The organism is Streptomyces katrae, assembly GCF_002028425.1.
In the GTDB taxonomy this organism is placed as follows: Bacteria; Actinomycetota; Actinomycetes; order Streptomycetales; family Streptomycetaceae; genus Streptomyces; species Streptomyces katrae_A.
The window spans coordinates 5,298,373-5,319,071 of the sequence record NZ_CP020042.1; the positions used below are offsets into that span (position 1 = coordinate 5,298,373).

The 20,699-nt window shown below is 72.8% G+C and carries 19 protein-coding genes; 10 read left to right on the plus strand and 9 right to left on the minus strand.

The window, feature by feature from the left end; all coding sequences use genetic code 11:
- Positions 1-177: 177 nt before the first annotated feature.
- Positions 178-4,866, minus strand: a complete 4,689-nt coding sequence (gene scy / locus B4U46_RS24370) for a polarized growth protein Scy (RefSeq protein WP_079429808.1) — start codon at positions 4,864-4,866, stop codon at positions 178-180.
- A gap of 179 nt (positions 4,867-5,045) precedes the next feature.
- Positions 5,046-5,474, minus strand: coding sequence for a methylmalonyl-CoA epimerase (mce, locus tag B4U46_RS24375; RefSeq protein WP_079429809.1), 429 nt, complete (start codon positions 5,472-5,474; stop codon positions 5,046-5,048).
- A 146-nt stretch (positions 5,475-5,620) separates the two neighbouring features.
- Between mce and B4U46_RS24380 the strand changes: the two genes are divergently transcribed.
- The gene (locus B4U46_RS24380) at positions 5,621-6,823 is read left to right on the plus strand and encodes an acetyl-CoA C-acetyltransferase (protein WP_079429810.1); all 1,203 of its coding nucleotides are present in this window, start codon (positions 5,621-5,623) and stop codon (positions 6,821-6,823) included.
- Between the two features lie 11 nt (positions 6,824-6,834).
- Positions 6,835-7,797, plus strand: a complete 963-nt coding sequence (gene meaB, locus B4U46_RS24385; protein WP_079429811.1) for a methylmalonyl Co-A mutase-associated GTPase MeaB — start codon at positions 6,835-6,837, stop codon at positions 7,795-7,797.
- 100 nt (positions 7,798-7,897) lie between these two features.
- Here the strand turns inward: meaB and B4U46_RS24390 are convergent, their stop codons facing one another.
- The 5 genes from B4U46_RS24390 to B4U46_RS24410 form a co-directional block, all read right to left on the minus strand.
- Positions 7,898-8,506 (minus strand): PepSY domain-containing protein, encoded by a 609-nt coding sequence (locus B4U46_RS24390; RefSeq protein ID WP_107438311.1) that lies wholly within the window; start codon positions 8,504-8,506, stop codon positions 7,898-7,900.
- Between the two features lie 116 nt (positions 8,507-8,622).
- Positions 8,623-9,099: a MarR family winged helix-turn-helix transcriptional regulator gene (locus B4U46_RS24395; RefSeq protein WP_079429813.1), complete on the minus strand. Its 477-nt coding sequence runs from the start codon at positions 9,097-9,099 to the stop codon at positions 8,623-8,625.
- An 85-nt stretch (positions 9,100-9,184) separates the two neighbouring features.
- Complete coding sequence (locus B4U46_RS24400) at positions 9,185-9,988, minus strand: AIM24 family protein (RefSeq protein WP_079429814.1); 804 nt, start codon at positions 9,986-9,988, stop codon at positions 9,185-9,187.
- Positions 9,989-9,999: 11 nt separating this feature from the next.
- Positions 10,000-10,650 carry an AIM24 family protein gene (locus B4U46_RS24405; RefSeq protein WP_079429815.1) on the minus strand — a complete coding sequence of 217 codons (651 nt, stop codon included), beginning with the start codon at positions 10,648-10,650 and terminating at the stop codon, positions 10,000-10,002.
- Entirely contained in the window at positions 10,650-11,288 is a 639-nt protein-coding gene (locus tag B4U46_RS24410; RefSeq protein ID WP_079431962.1) for an AIM24 family protein, read from the minus strand. Before B4U46_RS24410 ends, B4U46_RS24405 begins: the two co-directional genes overlap by 1 nt.
- A gap of 161 nt (positions 11,289-11,449) precedes the next feature.
- Between B4U46_RS24410 and B4U46_RS24415 the strand changes: the two genes are divergently transcribed.
- Together B4U46_RS24415 and B4U46_RS24420 are read left to right on the plus strand one after the other, a co-directional pair.
- The gene (locus B4U46_RS24415; protein WP_079429816.1) at positions 11,450-11,794 is read left to right on the plus strand and encodes a DUF3817 domain-containing protein; all 345 of its coding nucleotides are present in this window, start codon (positions 11,450-11,452) and stop codon (positions 11,792-11,794) included.
- A complete protein-coding gene (locus tag B4U46_RS24420) occupies positions 11,791-12,087 on the plus strand; it encodes an MTH1187 family thiamine-binding protein (RefSeq protein ID WP_079429817.1) in 297 nt (98 codons plus the stop codon). The genes B4U46_RS24415 and B4U46_RS24420 overlap by 4 nt, the downstream gene beginning before the upstream one ends.
- Before the next feature lie 75 nt (positions 12,088-12,162).
- Here the strand turns inward: B4U46_RS24420 and B4U46_RS24425 are convergent, their stop codons facing one another.
- Positions 12,163-13,158: an ArsR/SmtB family transcription factor gene (locus B4U46_RS24425; RefSeq protein ID WP_079429818.1), complete on the minus strand. Its 996-nt coding sequence runs from the start codon at positions 13,156-13,158 to the stop codon at positions 12,163-12,165.
- Positions 13,159-13,274: 116 nt separating this feature from the next.
- Here B4U46_RS24425 and B4U46_RS24430 point away from each other — a divergent pair, with 116 nt between their 5' ends.
- The 4 genes from B4U46_RS24430 (at position 13,275) to B4U46_RS24445 (ending at position 17,399) form a co-directional block, all read left to right on the plus strand.
- Entirely contained in the window at positions 13,275-14,648 is a 1,374-nt protein-coding gene (locus tag B4U46_RS24430; protein ID WP_079429819.1) for an MFS transporter, read from the plus strand.
- A 43-nt stretch (positions 14,649-14,691) separates the two neighbouring features.
- On the plus strand, positions 14,692-15,201 hold the full coding sequence (locus B4U46_RS24435) for a MarR family winged helix-turn-helix transcriptional regulator (RefSeq protein WP_079429820.1): 510 nt from the start codon (positions 14,692-14,694) through the stop codon (positions 15,199-15,201).
- 50 nt (positions 15,202-15,251) lie between these two features.
- Entirely contained in the window at positions 15,252-15,581 is a 330-nt protein-coding gene (locus tag B4U46_RS24440) for a DUF3817 domain-containing protein (RefSeq protein WP_045948372.1), read from the plus strand.
- Between the two features lie 117 nt (positions 15,582-15,698).
- On the plus strand, positions 15,699-17,399 hold the full coding sequence (locus tag B4U46_RS24445; RefSeq protein ID WP_079429821.1) for an acyl-CoA mutase large subunit family protein: 1,701 nt from the start codon (positions 15,699-15,701) through the stop codon (positions 17,397-17,399).
- 81 nt (positions 17,400-17,480) lie between these two features.
- Here the strand turns inward: B4U46_RS24445 and B4U46_RS24450 are convergent, their stop codons facing one another.
- Positions 17,481-18,113 carry a TetR/AcrR family transcriptional regulator gene (locus tag B4U46_RS24450; protein ID WP_100864102.1) on the minus strand — a complete coding sequence of 211 codons (633 nt, stop codon included), beginning with the start codon at positions 18,111-18,113 and terminating at the stop codon, positions 17,481-17,483.
- 271 nt (positions 18,114-18,384) lie between these two features.
- Here B4U46_RS24450 and B4U46_RS24455 point away from each other — a divergent pair, with 271 nt between their 5' ends.
- Complete coding sequence (locus B4U46_RS24455; RefSeq protein ID WP_079429823.1) at positions 18,385-19,368, plus strand: tetratricopeptide repeat protein; 984 nt, start codon at positions 18,385-18,387, stop codon at positions 19,366-19,368.
- A gap of 617 nt (positions 19,369-19,985) precedes the next feature.
- Positions 19,986-20,633 carry a DUF6230 family protein gene (locus B4U46_RS24465; protein WP_079429824.1) on the plus strand — a complete coding sequence of 216 codons (648 nt, stop codon included), beginning with the start codon at positions 19,986-19,988 and terminating at the stop codon, positions 20,631-20,633.
- Positions 20,634-20,699 lie beyond the last annotated feature (66 nt).

Genomic DNA, 20,699 nt, shown 5'->3' on the forward strand with positions numbered 1-20,699 from the left:
AGACCGATGAGGTGCTACGTGAGGTGTTGAGGGGAATCCTAGGCGCCCGGACGGCGTGTCATCGAGTCAATCCGCGTTTGCCCTGGACAATGACACCCCTTTTGAGTGGCAAGGCGACGGAATGATTGTCACTCCTTCGACTGAACCTCCCTCAGAAGCACACATCCTGCGTTCTGACTACCCCTCCGACGCCTTACCGCCCGAACGAGTGGACCCCGCTGATGCGCCGGCCTTCACGCCCCCCGCGCCCTGGCCGCCCAAAGCGGGCTTTCCGCCACCCGAAGGTGCCTCGAATGATTCCAACGCCTCAAGAACGTCCTGGACACGGGAGATCTCCGCCTGAATGTCCTCGCGCCTGCGCACCAGGACCTCCAGCTCGCGCCGCCCCTCGTCCACGAGCCGCTCGGCCTCGGCCTGCGCCTCCGCGAGCACCTTCTCGGCCTGCCGCGACAGCTCGGCCTTCTTCGTCTCGGCCTCCTTGAGCAGCGTCTCCGCCTTGCGCACCGCGGCGATGCGGACCTTGCTCGCCTCGCTGCTCGCGTCCGACACCAGCTCCTTGGCCTTCGCCTCCGCCTCCGCGCTCTGCTCGGTCGCCGCACGGACCAGCTTGTCCACGCGCTCGCCCGCCGACTTCATCTGCTCCGCCGACTCCCGGCGGGCCCGCTCGTGCAGCTCCTCGACCTCGGACTCGACGCGCGCACGCAGCTCCTCCGCCCGCTCCCTTATGGCGGCGGCGTCGCTGCGCGCCCCGACCAGCAGCTCGTCCGCGTCGGTACGGGCCTTCTCCACCAGGGTGTTGCCCTCGACGGTCGCCTCCGAAGTGATCCGCGCGGCCTCCTTGCGCGCCGCGTCCACCATCGCGTCGGCCTGCTCCTCCGCCGCCGTCGTGGCGGCCAGGGCCTGCCGGCCCGCCTCGGAGGTCAGCTGGTCGGCCTCCGCCGCGGCCTCCGTGATGAGCCGGTCCACCTGCTCCGCGGCCTCCCGGCGGCGCTTGTTGGCCTCCTCGCGCGCCTCGTCCAGCGCCCGCTCGGACTCCTCGCGGGCCTCCGTACGCATGCGGTCCGCCTCGGTCGCGGCCTCCGCCTTGACCCGCTCCGCCTCGGAACGGGTGCGCGTCGCGTGCTCCTGCGCCGAAGCCAGCGCCTCGGCCGCCTCCGCGCGCAGCCGCTCGGCCTCGCCCGCCGCCTCGCCGACCGTGCGCTCGTTGTCCTTGCGGGTCTGCTCGGTGAGCTTCTCCGCCTCCGACACGGCCTCGGTGATGAGCCGGTCCGCCTGCTCGGCGGCGTCCGTGCGCAGCCGGTTGCCCTCCGCGCGCGCCTCGTCGAGGGTCTGCTCCGCCTCGCGTTCGGCGCTCGCCAGGGTCTCGTTCGCCGCGGCCGTGACGCGCTCCGCCTCCGCGGTGGCCTCGCCGATGATCCGGCCGCCCTCCGCGCGGGCCTCGTCCAGGGTCTGCGCGGCCTCGGCGCGCAGCCGCTCCGCCTCCGCCGCGGCCTCGCCGACCGTCAGCTCGTTGGCCGCACGGGTCTCCTCGACCAGACGGTCGCCCTCCGCACGGGACTCGACCAGGATCCGCGCCGAGTCCCGCTCGGCCGCGGCCAGCGTCGCCGCGGCCTGCGCCGTCAGCTTCTCCGCCTCGGCCGCCGCCTCGGTGACCAGGCGGTCGGCCTGCTCCGCGGCGTCGCTGCGCAGCCGGTTCGCCTCGGCGCGGGCCTCGTCCAGCGTGGCCGCCGCCTCGGCGCGGGCGGCCTCCGCCGCCTCCTGGGCCTGCGCAGTAAGGCGCTCGGCCTCCGCCGACGCCTCGCCCACCGTCAGCTCGTTGGCCGCGCGGGTCTCCTCCGTCAGCCGCTCCGCCTCCGCGGTGGCCTCGGCGATGAGCCGGTCCGCCTGCTCGGCGGCCTCGGTGCGCAGGCGGTTGCCCTCGGCGCGGGCCTCGTCCAGGACGGACGCCGCCTCGGCACGGGTGGCCTCGGCCGCCTGCTCGGCCTCCGCCGTGAGGCGCTGGGCCTCCGCGGTGGCCTCGGCGACCGTCAGCTCGTTGGCCGCGCGGGTCTCCTCGGTGACCCGCTCCGCCTCCGCCGTCGCCTCGGCCGTGATGCGGGCACCCTCGGCGCGGGAGGCCTCCAGGGATTCTGCCGCCTCGTTCCGGATCCGGTTGGCGTCGTCACGGGCGTCGGCCCGGGTGCGCGCAGCGTTCTGCTCGGCTGCCGCCAGGGCGTCGGTGGCCTCGGTGCGGACCCGCTGCGCGTACTCGGCGGTGTCGGCGCGCAGCTGCTCCGCCTCCGCGATGGCGTCGCCCACCGTGCGCTCGGCCAGGGCCTTCGCCGCGTCCGTCTCGACCTTGGCCTCGGCGCGCACCCGGGCCGCGTCCTCGGCGGCCCGGTCCCGCTCGGCGTGCGCGTCGGCGCGGACCCGGTCCGCCTCCTCCTGCGCCTCGCCGCGGGTGCGCTCCGCCGCGTGCTCGGCGGCGCTGCGCAGCCCGGCGATCTCCTCCTCGGCCTGCTCGTGCAGCCCGGCCACGGAGTCCCGTACCTGCTGGGCGGTGGCCTCGGCCGCCGCGACCAGCTCCGACGCGCGGCGCTCCGCCTCCTCGGTCAGGCGGGCCGCCTCGGCCTGCGCCTCCTCCGAGCGCTTGCGGGCCTGCGCCAGCAGCTCCTCGCTCTCCTCGCGGGCCTGGGCCCGCTCGTTGCCCGCGTCCGTCCGGGCCGCCGACAGGGTCTCCTCGGCCTCCCGGCGCCGCCGGGCGGCCTCCTCCTGGGCGGCGGCCAGCGCCTCCGCGGCCTCCTCGGCGACCCGCTCGGCCGCGGCCTTCGCCTCCGCGCGCAGCCGGTCCGCGGTCTCCTGCGCCTCCGTGCGCACCCGCTCGGCCTCGGCCTCCGCCTCGGCGCGCAGCCGTACGGAGACCAGCTCGGCCTCCGCCCGGACCCGGCCGGCGTCCTGCGCGGCCTCGGCGCGCAGTTGCTCGGCCTCCGCCTCCGCATGGCCCTGGAGGGTGCGGACCCGCTCCGCCGCCTCGGCGCGCAGCCGGTCGTTCTCCTCGGTGGTCTCCTTGCGGATGTTCTCCGCCGCCAGCCGGGACTCGCGCAGCGTCTGCTCGGCCGACGCCAGGCGCGCCTCGGCGTCCGACTGCAGCCGCGCCAGCTCCGCGTCGGCCTCCGCCCGCTTGGCCGCCAGGGCCTGCTCGGTCTCCTCGCGCCGCGCCCGCACCGCCGCGTCCGCCTCGGCGGTGACCGCCGCGGCCTGCTCCTCGGCCTCGGCGCGCAGCCGCTCGGCCTCGGCGCGGGTGCGCTCCAGGGTCTCCTCGGCCTGCCGGCGCAGGGTGGTGGCCCGCTCCACGGCCTCGGCGCGGACCCGCTCGCTCTCCGCGCTCGCGCCGGAACGCAGCTCGTCGGCGTCCGCCTTGGCCTTGCCCAGCAGCTCCTCGGCGGTCTTGGCCGCCTCCTCGATCTGCCCGACCGCCTCGCGGCGGGCCTCCCCGCGGATCCGCTCGCCCTCGGCGACGGCCTCCGCGCGCAGCTGCTCGGCCTCCCCGCGCAGCCGCCGCGCCTCCTCCTGGAGTTCGACCGTACGGGCCCGGTACTCCTCGGTGTCGTCCTTCGCCGCGCCCTTGAGCTCCGCGGCCGCGTCGGCCGCCTGGGCGCGCAGCCGCTCCGCCTCGGCCTCCGCCTCGCGGCGGATCCGCTCGGCCTCCTCGGAGGCGGCGCGGGTGGTCGCCCGGGCGTCCTCGGAGGCCTTGTTCAGCACGTCCTCGGCGGTACGGGCCGCCTTCGCCAGCTGCGCCGCCATGTCCTCGGCGGCCGCCGTACGGGCCTGCTCGCCGGCCTCGGTACGCAGCCGCTCCGCCTCCGCGCGGGCGTCGGCCAGCGCGTGCTCGGCCTCGGCCTTGAGGGCCTCGGCCTCCTTGGTGGCCTCGCCGACCAGCCGGGCCACCTGCTCCTTCGCGGTGCGGGTGCGCTGCTCGTTGACGGACTCGGCCGAGGCGAGCTGCCGGGCGGCGCTCTCCTTGGCCTCGGCGAGCAGGGACTCCGCCTCGGCCCGGGCCGCGCGCAGCGCCCCGTCGGCCTCCTGGACCCGCGCCTCGGCCACCCGGCCGAGGTCCAGGGTCTGCTGCCGGGTCTGCTCGGCCTCGGCGGTGGTGGTGGAGCGCAGCCGCTCGGCGTGCTCGGTGGCCTCCTGGGCCTGCACGGAGGCGGCGGCCAGCAGCCGCTCGGCCTCCTTGCGGGCGCGCAGCAGCGTGGACTCGGCCTCGGCACGGGCCGCCTCGGCGTCGGCGGCGAGCCTGCGGCGGGCCTCCTCGGCGGTCCGGGCGGCCTCGGCGCGGGCGGCGTTCAGCGCCTGCTCGGCCTCGGCGCGGGACTCCTCCATGAGCCGGCGGGCCTGGGACTCGGTACGGGCACGCAGCTGCTCGGCCCAGGCGACGTTCTCGTTGACGTGCGCCTCGACCGTCTGGCGGCGCTCGTTGAGCTCCTGGTCCAGGCGCTGGCGGCGGTTGACGGCCTCGGCGTGCAGCTCGGCCTGGAGGCGCGCCTGGTGCTCGGCGTGCTCCTGGAGGATCCGCTGGGTCTGCGCCCGGGCGTCACGCAGTTCGCGTTCGGCGTCGGAGCGCATCTGGTCGGCCTGGATCTGGGCATTGCGCAGCAGCTGCTCCGCCTGGTATCCCATGTCCGCGCCGTCGTAGGCGGGCCGGGACGCGAGGGCACGGCGCACCTCGTGGAGCTTGGCCCGCAGCACCTCGACCTGGTAGCCCAGGTCCTCGGCGTGCTGGACGGCCTTCCCGCGCTCCTTCCTCAGCCGCTCCATCTCGGCTTCGAGGCGCGTGAGATGGTCGGCTTCAGCCTGATGGCTCTCCTGGCTTTCGTAGCCGAGCACAGCGCGGTCCCGTCCGTCCCCTGGTCGCAAGCTCACCTCAATTGAGCATCGCTCGCCCGCTGAACGACGCCCCCGGGGAAATGGTGTCAGAAACCGGGGCAGGGGTATCGGGCCCCGCCCCGTCTCCGACCGCACCCCGGCCGAGCCATGGCCACTCTACCGGCCGGGGAATGGGGGCATCAGTGCTCCGGGTTGCTGGTGACCAGTTCGGTGAGGACTCCGTGGCAGTCCTTGGGGTGCAGGAAGGTGATCCGGGAGCCCATCGAGCCGATGCGGGGCTGGTCGTAGAGGACGCGGACGCCCTTGCCGCGGATGGCCTCGGCGTCGCCGTCGACGTCCGCCGTGCCGAAGGCGATGTGGTGGACGCCCTCGCCGTTCTTGGCGAGCCACTTGCCCACCGCGGAGTCCTCGCGGATGGGTTCCAGGAGCTGGAGGTACGAGGCACCTCCGTCGGAGGTCTCGTTGATCTTCAACATGGCCTCGCGGACTCCCTGCTCCTCGTTGACCTCGGTGTGGAACACCTCGAAGCCGTACGTGGCACGGTAGAACTCGACGGTCTTGTCCAGGTCGAAGCAGGCGATCCCGATGTGGTCGATTCTTGTCAGCATGGGTCCAGTGCACCGCCGAGGAGGCCGGTCACGCAACGTGCCAGCGATCACACCGACTGCCCGGTGACTGCGCGGGTACTGCTCAGTACATTCAGGTAAACCCTCGTTCACTCCTCAGCTTCCCCGCTGAAAGGGGATTCGCCCTCATGTCCGGAACGAACAACACCACCTCAGTGATCGTCGCCGGGGCCCGCACCCCCATGGGACGGCTGCTCGGTTCGCTGAAGTCCTTCTCGGGCGCCGACCTCGGCGGCTTCGCCATCAAGTCCGCGCTGGAGCGGGCCGGGATCTCCGGCGACCAGGTCCAGTACGTGATCATGGGCCAGGTGCTCCAGGCCGGCGCGGGCCAGATCCCCGCCCGCCAGGCGGCCGTCAAGGCCGGCATCCCGATGAACGTGCCCGCGCTCACCATCAACAAGGTGTGCCTCTCGGGCCTCGACGCCATCGCCCTCGCCGACCAGCTCATCCGCGCGGGCGAGTTCGACATCGTGGTCGCCGGCGGTCAGGAGTCGATGACCAACGCCCCGCACCTGCTGCCGAAGTCCCGCGAGGGCTACAAGTACGGCGCGATCGAGATGCTGGACGCGATGGCCCACGACGGCCTCACCGACGCCTTCGAGAACATCGCGATGGGCGAGTCCACGGAGAAGCACAACACCCGCCTGGGCATCGAGCGCGCTCCGCAGGACGAGTTCGCCGCCGCCTCGCACCAGCGCGCCGCCGCCGCGCAGAAGAACGGCGTCTTCGAGGCCGAGATCACCCCGGTCGAGATCCCGCAGCGCAAGGGCGACCCGGTGATCTTCTCCGTCGACGAGGGCGTCCGCCCGGAGACCACGGTGGAGTCCCTGGGCAAGCTGCGCCCGGCGTTCGCCAAGGACGGCACCATCACCGCCGGCACCTCCTCGCAGATCTCCGACGGCGCCGCCGCCGTGGTCGTGATGAGCAAGGCCAAGGCCGAGGAGCTGGGCCTGGACTGGATCGCCGAGATCGGCGCCCACGGCAATGTGGCCGGCCCGGACAACTCCCTCCAGTCGCAGCCCTCGAACGCGATCGTGCACGCGCTGAAGAAGGAGGGCCTGGAGGTCTCCGACCTGGACCTCATCGAGATCAACGAGGCCTTCGCGGCGGTCGCCGTGCAGTCAATGAAGGACCTCGGCGTGACCCCGGAAAAGGTGAACGTCAACGGCGGCGCCATTGCCCTGGGCCACCCGATCGGCATGTCCGGCGCCCGCGTGGTGCTCCACCTGGCGCTGGAGCTCAAGCGGCGCGGCGGCGGGGTCGGCGCGGCCGCGCTGTGCGGCGGCGGCGGCCAGGGCGACGCCCTCGTGATCCGCGTCCCGAAGGCGTAGGTGCTGCGCTGATGGTGACGGTGGACGTCCCCGCGCTGGTGGCGCAGGCCCGCGAGGGCCGGCCGCGGGCGGTTGCCCGGCTGATCTCGCTGGTCGAGGGGGCGTCCCCGCACCTGCGCGAGGTCATGGCCGCCCTGGCCCCGCTCACGGGCGGCGCGTACGTGGTCGGGCTGACCGGCTCCCCGGGGGTCGGCAAGTCGACCTCGACCTCGGCCCTGGTCACGGCCTACCGCAAGGCCGGCAAGCGGGTCGGCGTGCTCGCGGTGGACCCGTCTTCGCCCTTCTCGGGCGGGGCCCTGCTCGGTGACCGGGTCCGGATGTCGGACCACGCCTCCGACCCGGGGGTCTACATCCGCTCCATGGCCACCCGGGGGCACCTGGGCGGGCTCGCGTGGGCGGCGCCGCAGGCGATCCGCGTCCTGGACGCGGCCGGCTGCGACGTGATCCTGGTCGAGACGGTCGGTGTCGGGCAGTCGGAGGTGGAGATCGCCTCGCAGGCCGACACCTCGGTGGTGCTGCTCGCGCCCGGGATGGGCGACGGGATCCAGGCCGCGAAGGCGGGCATCCTGGAGATCGGCGACGTGTACGTGGTCAACAAGGCCGACCGGGACGGCGCGGACGCGACCGCCCGGGAGCTGAACCACATGCTGGGCCTGGGCGAGGCCCGGGGGCCCGGCGACTGGCGCCCGCCGATCGTCAAGACGGTCGCGGCCCGGGCCCAGGGCATCGACGAGCTGGTCGAACAGCTGGAGAAGCACCGGGCGTGGATGGACGAGCGCGGGGTGCTGGCCGAGCGCCGGACCGCGCGGGCGGCGCGCGAGGTGGAGACCATCGCGATCACCGCCCTGCGGAGCCGGCTGGCCGACCTGCACGGGGACGCGCATCTGGGGGCGCTGGCCGGGAAGGTCGCCGCAGGCGAGCTGGACCCGTACGCGGCGGCCGACGCGCTGCTGGAGAGCCTGACCGAGGGCTGAGCCCTCGGGGGCGGGGCGGGGGGTTCTCTCTCCCCGCCCCGCCCTTCATCCGTGTTCCGGGGCGGTGCCCCGGACCCCGCGCCCCGACCGCCGGCGGCGCTCAGGAACCGTCGCTTCCGTCGTTGTCGTTGCCGTTGCCGTTGCCGTTTTCGTCGTTGTCGTTCGAGTCCGAGTGGGACGGGGTGACCTGGGCCGTCGTGGCGTTCACGTCGACGTTCGCGGTGGTGCCGTCGGTGGCCTTGATCTCGACGTGCCAGTACGGGGCGCGGCCGTTGTCATCGTCGTCGTCCCAGTCGAGCGAACGGACCTGGCCCGGGTGCGCGGCGAGTGCCGCCTTCATGGCCTGGTCGGCGGTGACCTTGGCGGCGATCAGCGCCTTGTACTCGCCGCTGTCCTCGTCGTGGTCCTGGTTGCGCTGGGTGACGGCTCCGCTCGCGGCGTTCACCTCCAGCTCGGCATGGCCCTTGCCGTCCTTGCCGATCACGTTCACGTGCCAGACCGAACCGTCCTGGTCGAGGGACTCGACGTAGCCCGGGTAGTGCTTCAGGGCCGCCGCAGCGGCCCCCTGGGCGTCGACGTCGGCACGGGCGGCGGTGGCGGCGGGAACGGTTCTCGCCGCGTCGGCGGATACCGCTGCCGCGGCCGCCACCGGGCCTCCCGCCACCAGGGCCACGGACACGGCCGCAGAGACATACAGGGTGCGCTTCATGGCTGGACCTCCTAGGGCCGGCCGGAGCGCATGCGGTTGCCCGGCGTTCGGCCGGCGATGAGCTGTACCGCCCATTCTCCGGCCGACCGCCGGGTACGGCGCCTTGAGCGCCGGGTTCAGATCTTGCCGCGGGTGCCGCGCAGGTGTTCCGCGACGGGGGCCAGCGAGGTGCGCAGGGCCTGCAGGGCCTCCGGGGGGAGCAGGTCGATGAAGTGCTCCCGGACGGACGCCACGTGGTGCGGGGCGACCTTGCGCATGGTCTCCATGCCCTCGTCGGTGAGCACGGCGTACAGCCCCCGCCGGTCGGACTCGCAGTTGACCCGCCGCACCAGGCCGGCGGTCTCCATGCGGGTGATCTGGTGGGACAGCCGACTCTTGGACTGCAGGGTGGCGGTGGCCAGGTCGCTCATGCGCATCCGGTGGCCCTCCGACTCCGAGAGGTTCACCAGGATCTCGTAGTCGTTGTTGGTGAGTCCGAAGGGCTGGAGATCCTTTTCCAGCTGGTGCATCAGCAGTCTGCTGACGTCCAGGTGGGTGCGCCAGGCGCACTGTTCGGCTTCGGTGAGCCAGCGGGTGGCCGTCTCGGTCTCCATCGTCTCCATGAATGAACTCTACCTAAGAAGTTGAATTACGTACAAAAATAGGAAGATCTTCTCGGCCCGCGAAGCGTGAGGCGCCTCACAGGCCCAGCCGCCGCTGCAGGTCGCCGAGCTGCCCCGGCATCCGCGGCACCCCCAGCTGCCCCAGCGGACCCTGACCGGCCCCCGGAACGCCCTGCGCGTTCCCCGTGGCCGCGCCGGCGCCCACCGCGCCGACCGACTGCTCCGCCATCAGCATCTCGCTCGACTGCAGCAGCACCGTGCCCGCCCCGACGAACTCGAACTGGTGCTCCTCGCCCGAGGCGCCGCCGAGACCCGTCAGCGCGCGCAGCCCGCCGATCACGCCGGACATGTAGCCGTGGTCGTAGTGGTGGCACGGGGAGGGGCAGTCAGCCCAGCCCACCAGCGCCTGCGGGTCCACGCGCAGCGGCGGCTCCATGAAGACCACCGGACCGTTGGACGCCGCGACGAACTTCCCGGTTCCGATCAGCGTGAGGAAACCCGGCACGATCGACTGCTTCAGCGCGAGGGAGGGCTGGTACGCCAGCAGGTTGCCCGACCGGATGGTCAGGTTGCCGTCGTCCAGGTCGTAGGAGTTCACGTCGAAGGCGCGGTCGGCCAGCAGCATCTTGCCCTGGCCCTCCGCCACCACCCAGTCGCTCGCGTGCAGCGGCGAGTGGAAGCTGGTGCGCAGCAGCCGGTCGAAGCGGCCGTGGCCGATGCCGTTGAACTCGATGCGCCCGTAGTACGAGATCATCTTGCCCTTCTGCAGGAACCACTGGTTCCCCTTGAGCTCCACGCAGAAGGTGTACTTGTTCACGTTGTCGTCGGAGGGCAGCGTGTACGGGTCGAAGACCGTCGGACCGCCCGGCCCGCCGCTCACGGGGCCAAAGTTCACAGCTTCTCCTCCGAGGCCTGTACGTAGACCGCGCCCTGGCCGGACAGTTCCAGCTGGAACGCCTCGCCCGAGCCGCGCCCCACCATGTCCCGCCAGCCGAGCGCGGTGGAGAGCTTGTTCCTGACGTCCCCGTGGTGGGCCACGTACGCCTGCGGGTCGACGTGGACCGGCCGGTTCGGGGTGATGGGGAGCTCGATGACCCCGCCGTGGGCCATCACGGCGACCGCGCCGTGGCCCTTGAGGGTGGTGGTGAACAGGCCCTGCCCCGTCACCTGGCCGCGCACCATGCCCATGACCCCGCCCTGCGAGCCCATGAACATCGTGCCCTGCTGGAGGGTGCCGTCGAAGGCGAGCAGCCGGTCCGCCTCCACGTAGAGGGTGTCGCCCTGGAGGTTGATCACCTGGATGTGGTGGCCGCCGTGGCCGAACATCACCGTGCCGCTGCCCTCCACCTCCATCAGCGGGGTCTGCTCGTTCGCCACCCGGCGCCCGATCATGCCCATGACGCCGCCCTGGCCGCCGGTGATGCTCGGGGTGAAGGACACCTCGCCGCGGTAGGCGAGCATCGCCCCGCGCTGGCTGTACATCTTCTGCCCGGGGACCACCTGGGCCTCGACCATCTTCGAGTTGATCTCGCGGAACGGCATCAGATGTCACCCCCGATCGTGTTGCGCTCGCTGGGCTGCACGTACACCAGGCCCTCGCCCTCGAACCGGATCTGGAACGCCTCGCCGGAGCCCTCGCCGATCAGGGTGCGGAAGGTGATCCCCGACTGGAAGGACTGCTGGAGGTTGCCGGTGTGGGCGATGTACGCGCCCGGGTCCACCGAGAGGGGGTACTGGGCGCTGACGCGCAGCACCACCGCCGGGCCGTCGGACATGATCGCCGCCTGGCCGGAGCCCTCCACGGTCGTCGTGAAGAGCCCGTTGCCGGTGCTCGCGCCGCGCAGGCCGGTGAACGTCGTGCCGGTGCGCAGGGAGGAGTCGGTGCACAGCAGGTTGCTGGACTCGACGTACAGCTTCTCCCCGTGCAGGTTCACCAGGTTGATCTCACTCGCACGGTCCGCGAAATAGCAGGTGCCGTGCCCCTGTACCTCCATCACGGTCATCTGCTCGCCGGTGAGCCGGCGCGTCACCATTCCGCGGAGGCCTTCGCCGCCGCCCGTCATCTTCTTGAAGGCCATCTGCCCGTCGTACGCGACCATGGAGCCGTTCTTCGCTTTCACGGCGTCCCCGGTCAGCTCGACGGCCAGCACCTTGCTGCCTTGGAGTCGGAACTGAGCCACGGGGATGACGGTATCGGCACCGGGCGGCACCGAACAGGGTCCGGAGGCCGATATGCGCCACATTCGCCGGGGTTGGGGCTTCCGGCCCCCCGCCCGAAGATCCCCAGGAGCGGCTGAGACACTGGAACGGCCCCCCCGGTCCCCGGCCCCGAAGGTTCCACGTGGACATCAAGACCGCCTCCGCCCTGCACCGGCTGCGCCTCATCTCCGTCCCGGAGGCGCTGTCGTTCCCGGCCCTGCTGATCTTCGGCTCCCTGCTGAGCCGGATCTCGGACATCGACTACCTGATGATGCCGCTGGGCATCCTGCACGGGATCCTGTTCGTCATCTACGCGGTCTTCCTGCTGGACGTGTGGAACAAGGCGAAGTGGCCGCTGAAGAAGGTCGCCCTCTTCTTCCTGCTGGCGCTGCTGCCGTTCGGCGGGCTCTACGGCGACCGGCTGCTCAAGCGGGACGAGGCCGACAGCGTCGTCGCCGCCCGCGCGCGTGAGGCGGCCCGGGCGTGATCGTCGCGTTCTCGGTGACCCCGCTGGGGGTGGGTGAGGAGGTCGGCGAGTACGTCGCCGACGCGGTGCGCGTGGTGCGCGAGTCCGGGCTGCCGAACCGCACCGACGCCATGTTCACCACCGTGGAAGGTGAGTGGGACGAGGTGATGGACGTCGTCCGGCGTGCCGTGGCCGCAGTGGAGGAGCGCGCCCCGAGGGTCTCCTTCATCTTGAAGGCCGACATCCGCCCTGGCGTCACCGACGGCATCACCTCGAAGGTCGAAACGGTCGAACGCCACCTCGCGCGGGACTGACCCCGCCCCCCGAAGCCGCTTCCGCGAGCGCCCCCCGCCCCTTTCCGGCGGGGGGCGCTCGCGCACGTCCCGGGGTCAGTCCGCCGGGGCGCCCGAGGCCAGGGCTATGGCCAGCGGGGTGCGCTCGTAGCGGACCTGGTGGCCGTGGCGGGCGGAGATCAGCAGGCCCGCCTCCTGAAGCACCTTCAGATGGGCCGAGACCGTGGACGCGGCCAGGCCCAGCCGGTGGGCCAGCGCCGTGGTGGACGCCGGCTCCTCCAGGGCGCACAGCACGTCGGCCCGGGCCCGGCCCAGCAGCCGGGCGAGAGCGGCCGGGGTGTCCTGCCGTACCGGGGTCCACAGGGCGCCGATGCCCCGGGCCGCGTAGACCACGGTCGGCTGCCAGGGCGGTTCGAAGCCGCCCGCGATCTGCGGCCAGACGAAGGCGCTCGGCATCAGCAGCAGCCCCTGGCCGCCCAGGACCCGCGCGTGGTGGGAGGGCCGCTCGATGGTCAGGGTGAGAGAGGCGGAGTCCCAGGAGACGTCCGGGTGGAGCCCGTCGAAGAGGGCCTCCAGCCCGCCGGCGGCGAGCCGGCGGGTGTGGAAGAGGACGTCCGCCTCCAGCAGGGCCCGCAGCCGCGGCCAGTGCGGCTCGACCAGCGCCGTCCAGGCCCGCTCCAAGAGGTCGGCCAGCTCCCGTACGGACCGGGCGGGGTCCGCGAGCAGGTAACGGCCCAGCTCGCTGTCGAGCGCGCCCGGGGTGCAGGCCAGGGAGCGGCGCATGTCCTCGCGCGCCTCGTCCGGGTCCGCCGCGCGGACCAGGGCCAGCTCCTCCGCGAAGGAGACGCCCGGTCCCGCCGGCGGCGGGCTGACGAAGTCCGTGCTGTGCCCGCGCCGGGGCATCAGCAGCCACAGCGGCCGCAGGTCCAGCCCCGCGGCCGCGGCGCGGATCCCGCGCAGCCAGGGCAGGTGGTAGCCCTGCCGGTCGGGGCGCTTGAGGGTGCGCACCGCCTCCTGGGTCTCCCACAGGGGCGACAGCGCGAACCGGCAGCGCAGCAGGTCCTCGTGCCCGAAGTGGTGGAGCAGTCCCATGCCCGGCCGCCTTCCTCGTGTACGCGCCGACGGTGCCGACCGGGGGACTCTGCCGCAACATTCGTCCCCACGCGAATCACTGCACCCCCGGCCCCGGCCCCGGAAGGCTGTGGCGCATGCCGACCGACTCCGAAGTCCCCGCCGGCGGGCCCGCCCCCCGCACCGCCCCCCGCCCCGCCGCGTCCGGCGCCCCGGGTGCCGGGCCCGACGTGACGCCGGGCCGCCGCCCCGCCGCGTCCCCGGCCGCCGGGGCGCCGCCCGCTGCGGGGGACGCCGGACCCGCCGCCGCGGGGGCCGGTTACCGGGACGTGTTCCGCGTCCCCGAGTTCCCCGCCGTCTTCGCCGCGCACCTGATGTCCGTGCTCGGCGTCGTCGTCGCCGAGATCTCCCTCACCGTCCTGGTCTACCGCGCCACCGGCTCACCCCTGATGAGCGCGCTCACCTTCGCCCTCGGCTTCCTCCCCTACGCCTTCGGCGGCACTCTGCTCGCCGGGATCGCCGACCGGTACCCCGCCCGGCGGGTGCTCACCGCCTGCGACCTGCTGTGCGCCGCCTGCGCGGCGGCCATGGTCTGGCCGGGCACGCCGATCGCGGGGATCCTCGTCCTGCGCTGCGCCATGGCCTTCGTCGCGCCGCTCTTCCAGGGCGCCCGCAGCGCCTCCCTCGCCGACATCCTCGGCTCCGGCGAGGCCTTCGTCCTCGGCCGGTCGCTGCTGCGGATGGTCGCGCAGAGTGCCCAGCTCACCGGCTTCGGCCTCGGCGGCCTGCTGCTGACCGTCACGGCCCCGCGCGGGGCGATCGCCCTCACCGCCGCCGGGTTCCTGGCCTCCGCCCTGCTGCTGCGCCTGGGCACCCGCCCCCGGCCCGCCCGCGCCGGGGCCGTCCGGCATTCCGCGCTCGGCGGGCTGCGCGCCGTGTTCGGGAACCGCCGGCTGCGCGCCCTGACCCTGCTGTGCTGGATGCCGTCCGCCTTCACCGTCGTCCCGGAGGCCCTGCTCACCCCCTACGCCGACGGCATCGGCGCCGGGACCGTCACCCTCGGGATCCTGATGTGCGCCCTTCCCGTGGGCACCATCGCGGGTGAACTCTGGGCCGGCTCCGCCCTCACCGCGCGGACGCGGGCGCGGATCACCGCCCCGCTGGCCGCCGTCTGCCTGCTCCCCCTCCTCCTGTATGCGCTCCGCCCCGGCCCCGTCGCCGTCGCGGTGGCGCTGGTCCTGGCCGGGCTGGCGCACGCCCATGCCCTCGGCGTCGACCGGATGTACGTGGACGCCGTCCCCGACGAGCTGCGGGGCCGGGCGATGACCCTGCTGAGCACCGGGGTGATGACCCTCCAGGGGGTGGGCATGGCGCTGGCCGGAGCCGCCGCCGAGGTCTTCCCCGCCCATGCCGTCGTGGCCGGGTCGGCCGTGCTCGGCACCCTCGTCATCCTCGTCCTGCTCGCGGAGCTCCGCGCCACCGGGGCCCGTGCCGGGCGGGCCGAAGAGTGAGACGGGCGGCACCGGAAATGAACCGCCCGGTAGGGTCTGGTGGATGCCGAAGCCGCTCAGCCTCCCCTTCGATCCCATCGCCCGCGCCGACGAGCTGTGGCGCCAGCGCTGGGGGCCCGTGCCGTCCATGGCCGCGATCACCTCGATCATGCGCGCGCACCAGATCCTGCTCGGCGAGGTCGACGCGGTGGTCAAGCCGTACGGCCTGACCTTCGCCCGGTACGAGGCGCTCGTGCTGCTCACGTTCTCCCAGGCGGGGGAGCTGCCGATGTCGAAGATCGGCGAGCGCCTGATGGTCCACCCGACCTCGGTGACGAACACCGTGGACCGGCTGGTGAGGTCCGGGCTGGTGGCCAAGCGGCCCAACCCGCAGGACGGGCGCGGCACGCTCGCCTCGATCACGGAGAAGGGCCGCGAGGTCGTCGAGGCGGCGACCAAGGACCTGATGGCGGTCGACTTCGGCCTCGGGGTCTACGACGCCGAGGAGTGCGCGGAGATCTTCGCCCTGCTCAGGCCGCTGCGGGTGGCCGCCGGCGACTTCGAGGAGGGCTGAGCGCCGGGGTGCGTCAAGATCGAGCAAATCGGGCGGTTACGCTCGACGGCATGAAACGAAGCGTGCTGACCCGCTACCGCGTCATGGCCTACGTGACCGCGGTCATGCTCCTGATCCTCTGTGCCTGCATGGTGGCGAAGTACGGCTTCGACACCGGCGCCGACCTGACCCTCGCGGTCTCGCAGGTCCACGGCGTGCTCTTCATGATCTACCTGGTCTTCGCCTTCGACCTCGGCTCCAAGGCCAAGTGGCCCTTCGGCAAGCTGCTGTGGGTCCTGGCGTCGGGCACGATCCCGCTGGCCGCCTTCTTCGTCGAGCGCGGCGTGCGCGCCGAGGTGGAGCCGCTGGTCGCGGACGCCCCGGTCACCGTCGGCGCGTAGCGGCGTCCGGGCCCGCTCGCGCGGGACTGCAGCGACGCTCGACATCACACCCCTGGGGAAGACTCCCCGGGGGTTTGCCATCGACATTTACTAGGACGTCCTAGTAAATTCAAAGGCATGGACGCTGACGCCATCGAGGAGGGCCGCCGCCGCTGGCAGGCCCGTTATGACAAGGCCCGCAAGCGGGACGCGGACTTCACCACGCTCTCCGGCGATGAGGTCGACCCCGTCTACGGCCCCCGGCCCGGAGACGCCTACGAGGGCTTCGAGCGCATCGGATGGCCGGGGGAGTACCCCTACACCCGCGGCCTGCACGCCACCGGCTACCGCGGGCGCACGTGGACCATCCGGCAGTTCGCGGGCTTCGGCAACGCCGAGCAGACCAACGAGCGCTACAAGATGATCCTGGCCGCCGGAGGCGGCGGGCTCTCGGTCGCCTTCGACATGCCCACCCTGATGGGCCGCGACTCCGACGACCCGCGCTCGCTGGGCGAGGTCGGGCACTGCGGCGTCGCCATCGACTCCGCCGCCGACATGGAGGTCCTCTTCAAGGACATCCCGCTCGGTGACGTGACCACCTCGATGACCATCTCCGGCCCGGCGGTCCCCGCCTTCTGCATGTACCTCGTCGCCGCCGAACGGCAGGGCGTCGACCCGTCCGTGCTCAACGGCACCCTCCAGACGGACATCTTCAAGGAGTACATCGCGCAGAAGGAGTGGCTCTTCGAACCCGAGCCGCACCTGCGCCTGATCGGCGACCTGATCGAGTACTGCGCGAACGGCATCCCGGCCTACAAGCCGCTGTCCGTCTCCGGGTACCACATCCGCGAGGCCGGGGCCACGGCCGCGCAGGAGCTCGCCTACACCCTCGCCGACGGCTTCGGCTACGTGGAACTCGGCCTTTCCCGCGGCCTGGACGTGGACCACTTCGCGCCCGGCCTCTCCTTCTTCTTCGACGCGCACCTCGACTTCTTCGAGGAGATCGCCAAGTTCCGCGCCGCCCGCCGGATCTGGGCCCGCTGGATGAAGGAGGTGTACGGCGCCAAGAACGAGAAGTCGATGTGGCTGCGCTTCCACACGCAGACCGCCGGCGTCTCCCTCACGGCCCAGCAGCCCTACAACAACGTGGTGCGCACTGCCGTCGAGGCCCTCGCGGCCGTCCTCGGCGGCACCAACTCCCTGCACACCAACGCCCTCGACGAGACCCTCGCCCTGCCCAGTGAGCAGGCCGCCGAGATCGCGCTGCGCACCCAGCAGGTGCTGATGGAGGAGACCGGCGTCGCCAACGTCGCCGACCCGCTGGGCGGCTCCTGGTACGTCGAGCAGCTCACGGACCGCATCGAGGCCGACGCCGAGAAGATCTTCGACCAGATCAAGGAACGCGGCCTGCGCGCCCACCCGGACGGGCAGCACCCGATCGGCCCCATCACCTCGGGCATCCTGCGCGGCATCGAGGACGGCTGGTTCACCGGCGAGATCGCCGAGTCGGCCTTCCAGTACCAGCGCGCCCTGGAGAAGGGCGAGAAGCGCGTCGTCGGGGTCAACGTCCACCACGGCTCGGTCACCGGCGACCTGGAGATCCTCCGCGTCAGCCACGAGGTCGAGCGCGAGCAGGTGCGCGTGCTCGCCGCCCGCAAGGAGCGCCGCGACGACGCCAGGGTCACGGCCGCGCTGGCGGCGATGCTGGACGCCGCCCGGGACGGTTCGAACATGATCCCGGCCATGCTGGACGCGGTGCGGGCCGAGGCCACGATGGGCGAGATCTGCAACGTCCTGCGCGACGAGTGGGGCACCTACACCGAGCCCCCGGGCTTCTAGCCCCGTCCGCCGGTGCCCAGGGCCGGCCGCGCGGTTCCCCACGGGGAGCCCGCGGCCGGCCCTGCGCGTGCTCCGGGCGCCTCAGGCGCGGGCCGTCAGCCCGTGCATCAGCAGCGCGGTGAAGGCCGCCACCCAGCCCTCGTCCACCGGCTCGGAGCTGACCAGCGCCCGGTGCACCACCGTGCCCGCGATCACGTCGAAGATCAGGTCCGTGGTGTGCCCGGCGAGGGACTGGTCCTCCTCGTACGGGAGTTCCCCGCGGGCCTGCGCCCGTTCGCGACCCAGTACGACGAGACGTTTCTGCCGGTCCACGATCGCCGACCGGATCCGGTCCCGCAGCGCCTCGTCCCGGGTGGACTCGGCGACCACCGCCATCAGGGCCGTCCGGGCCTCCGGGCGCCGCAGCAGCTCCGCGAACTGCAGGACCACGTACTCGATGTCCGCTTCCAGCGAGCCCCGGTCGGGCAGCTCCAGCGCGTCGAACAGCTCCGCCACCGCGTCCACGACCAGCTCGTTCTTGCCCGCCCAGCGCCGGTAGAGGGTGGTCTTCGCGACCCCGGCCCGGGCCGAGACGTCCCCCATGGTCAGCTTCGACCAGCCCAGTTCCACCAGCGCGTCCCGCGTCGCCGCGAGGATCGCCGCGTCCGCCGCCGCGCTGCGGGGGCGGCCGGTGCGGCCGGGCCGGTGGGTGGTGCGGGAGCACGGGTTGCGCATGGCCGAGACCATACCCGTCAGTAGCGGAACCGTCGGGGGCCCCGGCGCTGTGGTTCAGATCACGGAGCGCCCGGCGCCCGGGGGAGTTACGCTACGGCTCGTAGCGTAAGAGCGGCAACCACGCGAAGAGCTACCGGCGCCAGGTGGGGACCCGGCGCCACCACAACGCAGGGCAAGAGCAACACCACGCGAAACCGTCGGGGACGAGGTTTCGCACGGGATCTTCCGGGATCCTTTTCGTCGGCGCGCGCACACGGGGGAGGATGTACGCATGCAGCCCAGAAACATGTCCATGAGCGGCGTCGTCGACCTCGCCGCGGTGAAGGCGGCCGGCGAAGCCAAGGCGAAGGCCGAGCAGGCCCGCGCGGAGGCGGCCCGCCAGGCCGGCGGCGGCGCGCCCGGCGGCGCGGTCCCGCCGTCCGCTCTCGTCATCGACGTCAGCGAGGCCGGCTTCGAGAGCGACGTCCTCCAGCTGTCCAACGAGGTCCCGGTCGTCCTCGACTTCTGGGCCGAGTGGTGCGAGCCGTGCAAGCAGCTCGGCCCGCTCCTGGAGCGGCTGGCCGTCGAGGCGAACGGACGCTTCGTCCTGGCGAAGATCGACGTCGACGCCAATCAGATGCTGATGCAGCAGTTCGGTATCCAGGGCATCCCGGCCGTGTTCGCCGTGGTCGCCGGCCAGGTGCTGCCGCTGTTCCAGGGCGTGGCCCCCGAGCAGCAGATCCGCGAGACCCTGGCCCAGCTGGTCCAGGTCGCCGAGGAGCGCTTCGGCATCCTCGGCCTCCAGGTCGACCCCGACGCCGCGGGCGCACCCGCGGCCCCGGCCCCCGTGCCGGCCGGCCCGTACGACGCGCTGCTGGAGGCGGCGGTCGCCGCGCTGGACGCGGGCGACCTGGGCGGCGCCGTGCAGGCGTACAAGAACGTGCTCGCGGACGACCCGGCCAACAGCGAGGCCAAGCTGGGCCTGGCCCAGGCCGAACTGCTCTCCCGGGTGCAGCACATGAACCCGCAGACGGTGCGCGCCGCCGCCGCCGAGAACCCGCGCGACCCCGCCGCCCAGATGGCCGCGGCCGACCTGGACCTGGCCGGCGGTCACGTGGCGGACGCCTTCTCCCGCCTGGTGGACACCGTGCGGGTGACGGCGGGCGACGACCGGGACTCCGTACGGGTGCGACTGCTGGAGCTGTTCGAGGTGATCGGCGCCGACGACCCGCGGGTGACCGCGGCCCGCACGGCGCTGGCACGCGTCCTCTTCTGAGCGCGGCCGCCGTCTGGAGCGCCGCCGGGCCCCGGCTGGAGCGGCGCACCGCCGGGTGACCGGCGATTTGTTGACACAGAGATAAACAGCGGCCGCGCTTTGCCAAAACTTGGCAATCGTGGCCGCTGTTACTCGCAGTAAATGGAGCCCCGTGAACTGTCCGGTTGGTTCCTTCTTCACCCCTTCTGTCGTGGCCCAGGGTGACACCCTGTGTGGCCGCTGTGTGCCGTAGGGCAGCCCTCCGGTTACCCAGCCGTTACCCGCGAGTAACGACCCCCCTTGTGCCCCGGCCTGGAATGGACCACGATCGGCGACGCTCGGTCCTTCCCGTAGAGCCGCTCATCCGGCGGCCGCGGTGGAGGGTCCCCACCGGGTGGGCCGGTGGCACGCACACCGGCCGTGGACAGGGGGGTCTCTGCCACACCGGCAGGGCCTGTCCTCCAGGTTGCGCGAACGCGTGGCCCAGTGGTTGTCGCTCGGGGGTGATCGCCGGTGTATCGGACGCGGCTGCGCCGCGGCTCGGCCGCCTGCGCTCCTTCCCGAGGACGTAGCACTTCTCCCATCCCAGGCCGGGCTCTGTCCGGACCGGAGATGTACGTCCGAGAAGGAGGAACGAAATGAGTTCTCAGGTTCGTGGCGGGACCAGATGGAAGCGCTTCGCGCTCGTCATGGTGCCGTCCATCGCGGCCACGGCCGCGGTCGGTGTGGGTCTGGCGCAGGGCGCCCTCGCGGCCTCGTTCAGCGTTTCCGGCCAGGACTTCAAGGTGTCGGCCGACGAGCTCGTCGGCCATGACCTGATCCAGTACGGCAGCGTCGCCGACGGTGCCACGCTGGGTTCGAAGGAGACGGCCCACCACCCGGTGACCATCTCCGGCTTCAGCTCCGCCAAGATCACGAACATGTGCCAGTCGCTGGTCACCCCGGTGCCGGTCCTCGGCGGGGCCATCACGCTGCAGCTGCGCACCGGCAACAAGGGCCGCTCGGCCGAGGCCACCAACCTCTACCTCGACGTGGCCGAGCTGGACGCGGACGCCAAGTTCGACCAGCTCGACATCGGTGTCGCGGTGGGCGACGGCAGCCACACGACCAAGCCGGTCCCCGGCACGGTCGCGGACAACGGCCTGTTCTCGCAGCGGGCCAAGACGGCCACGCTGACGAACGTCCGTCAGAAGGCGTGGGCGACGACGGCGGGTACCTTCACCCTGCCCGACCTCAAGCTGCGTCTGCTGAGCGGCAACCAGCCGTGCTACCAGGACGAGAAGTAGGCCGGTTCCGTCCTGTGAGGTGACCGGGCGGGCGGCGGCGGTCGCCGTCGTGCGCCCGTCCGGGCT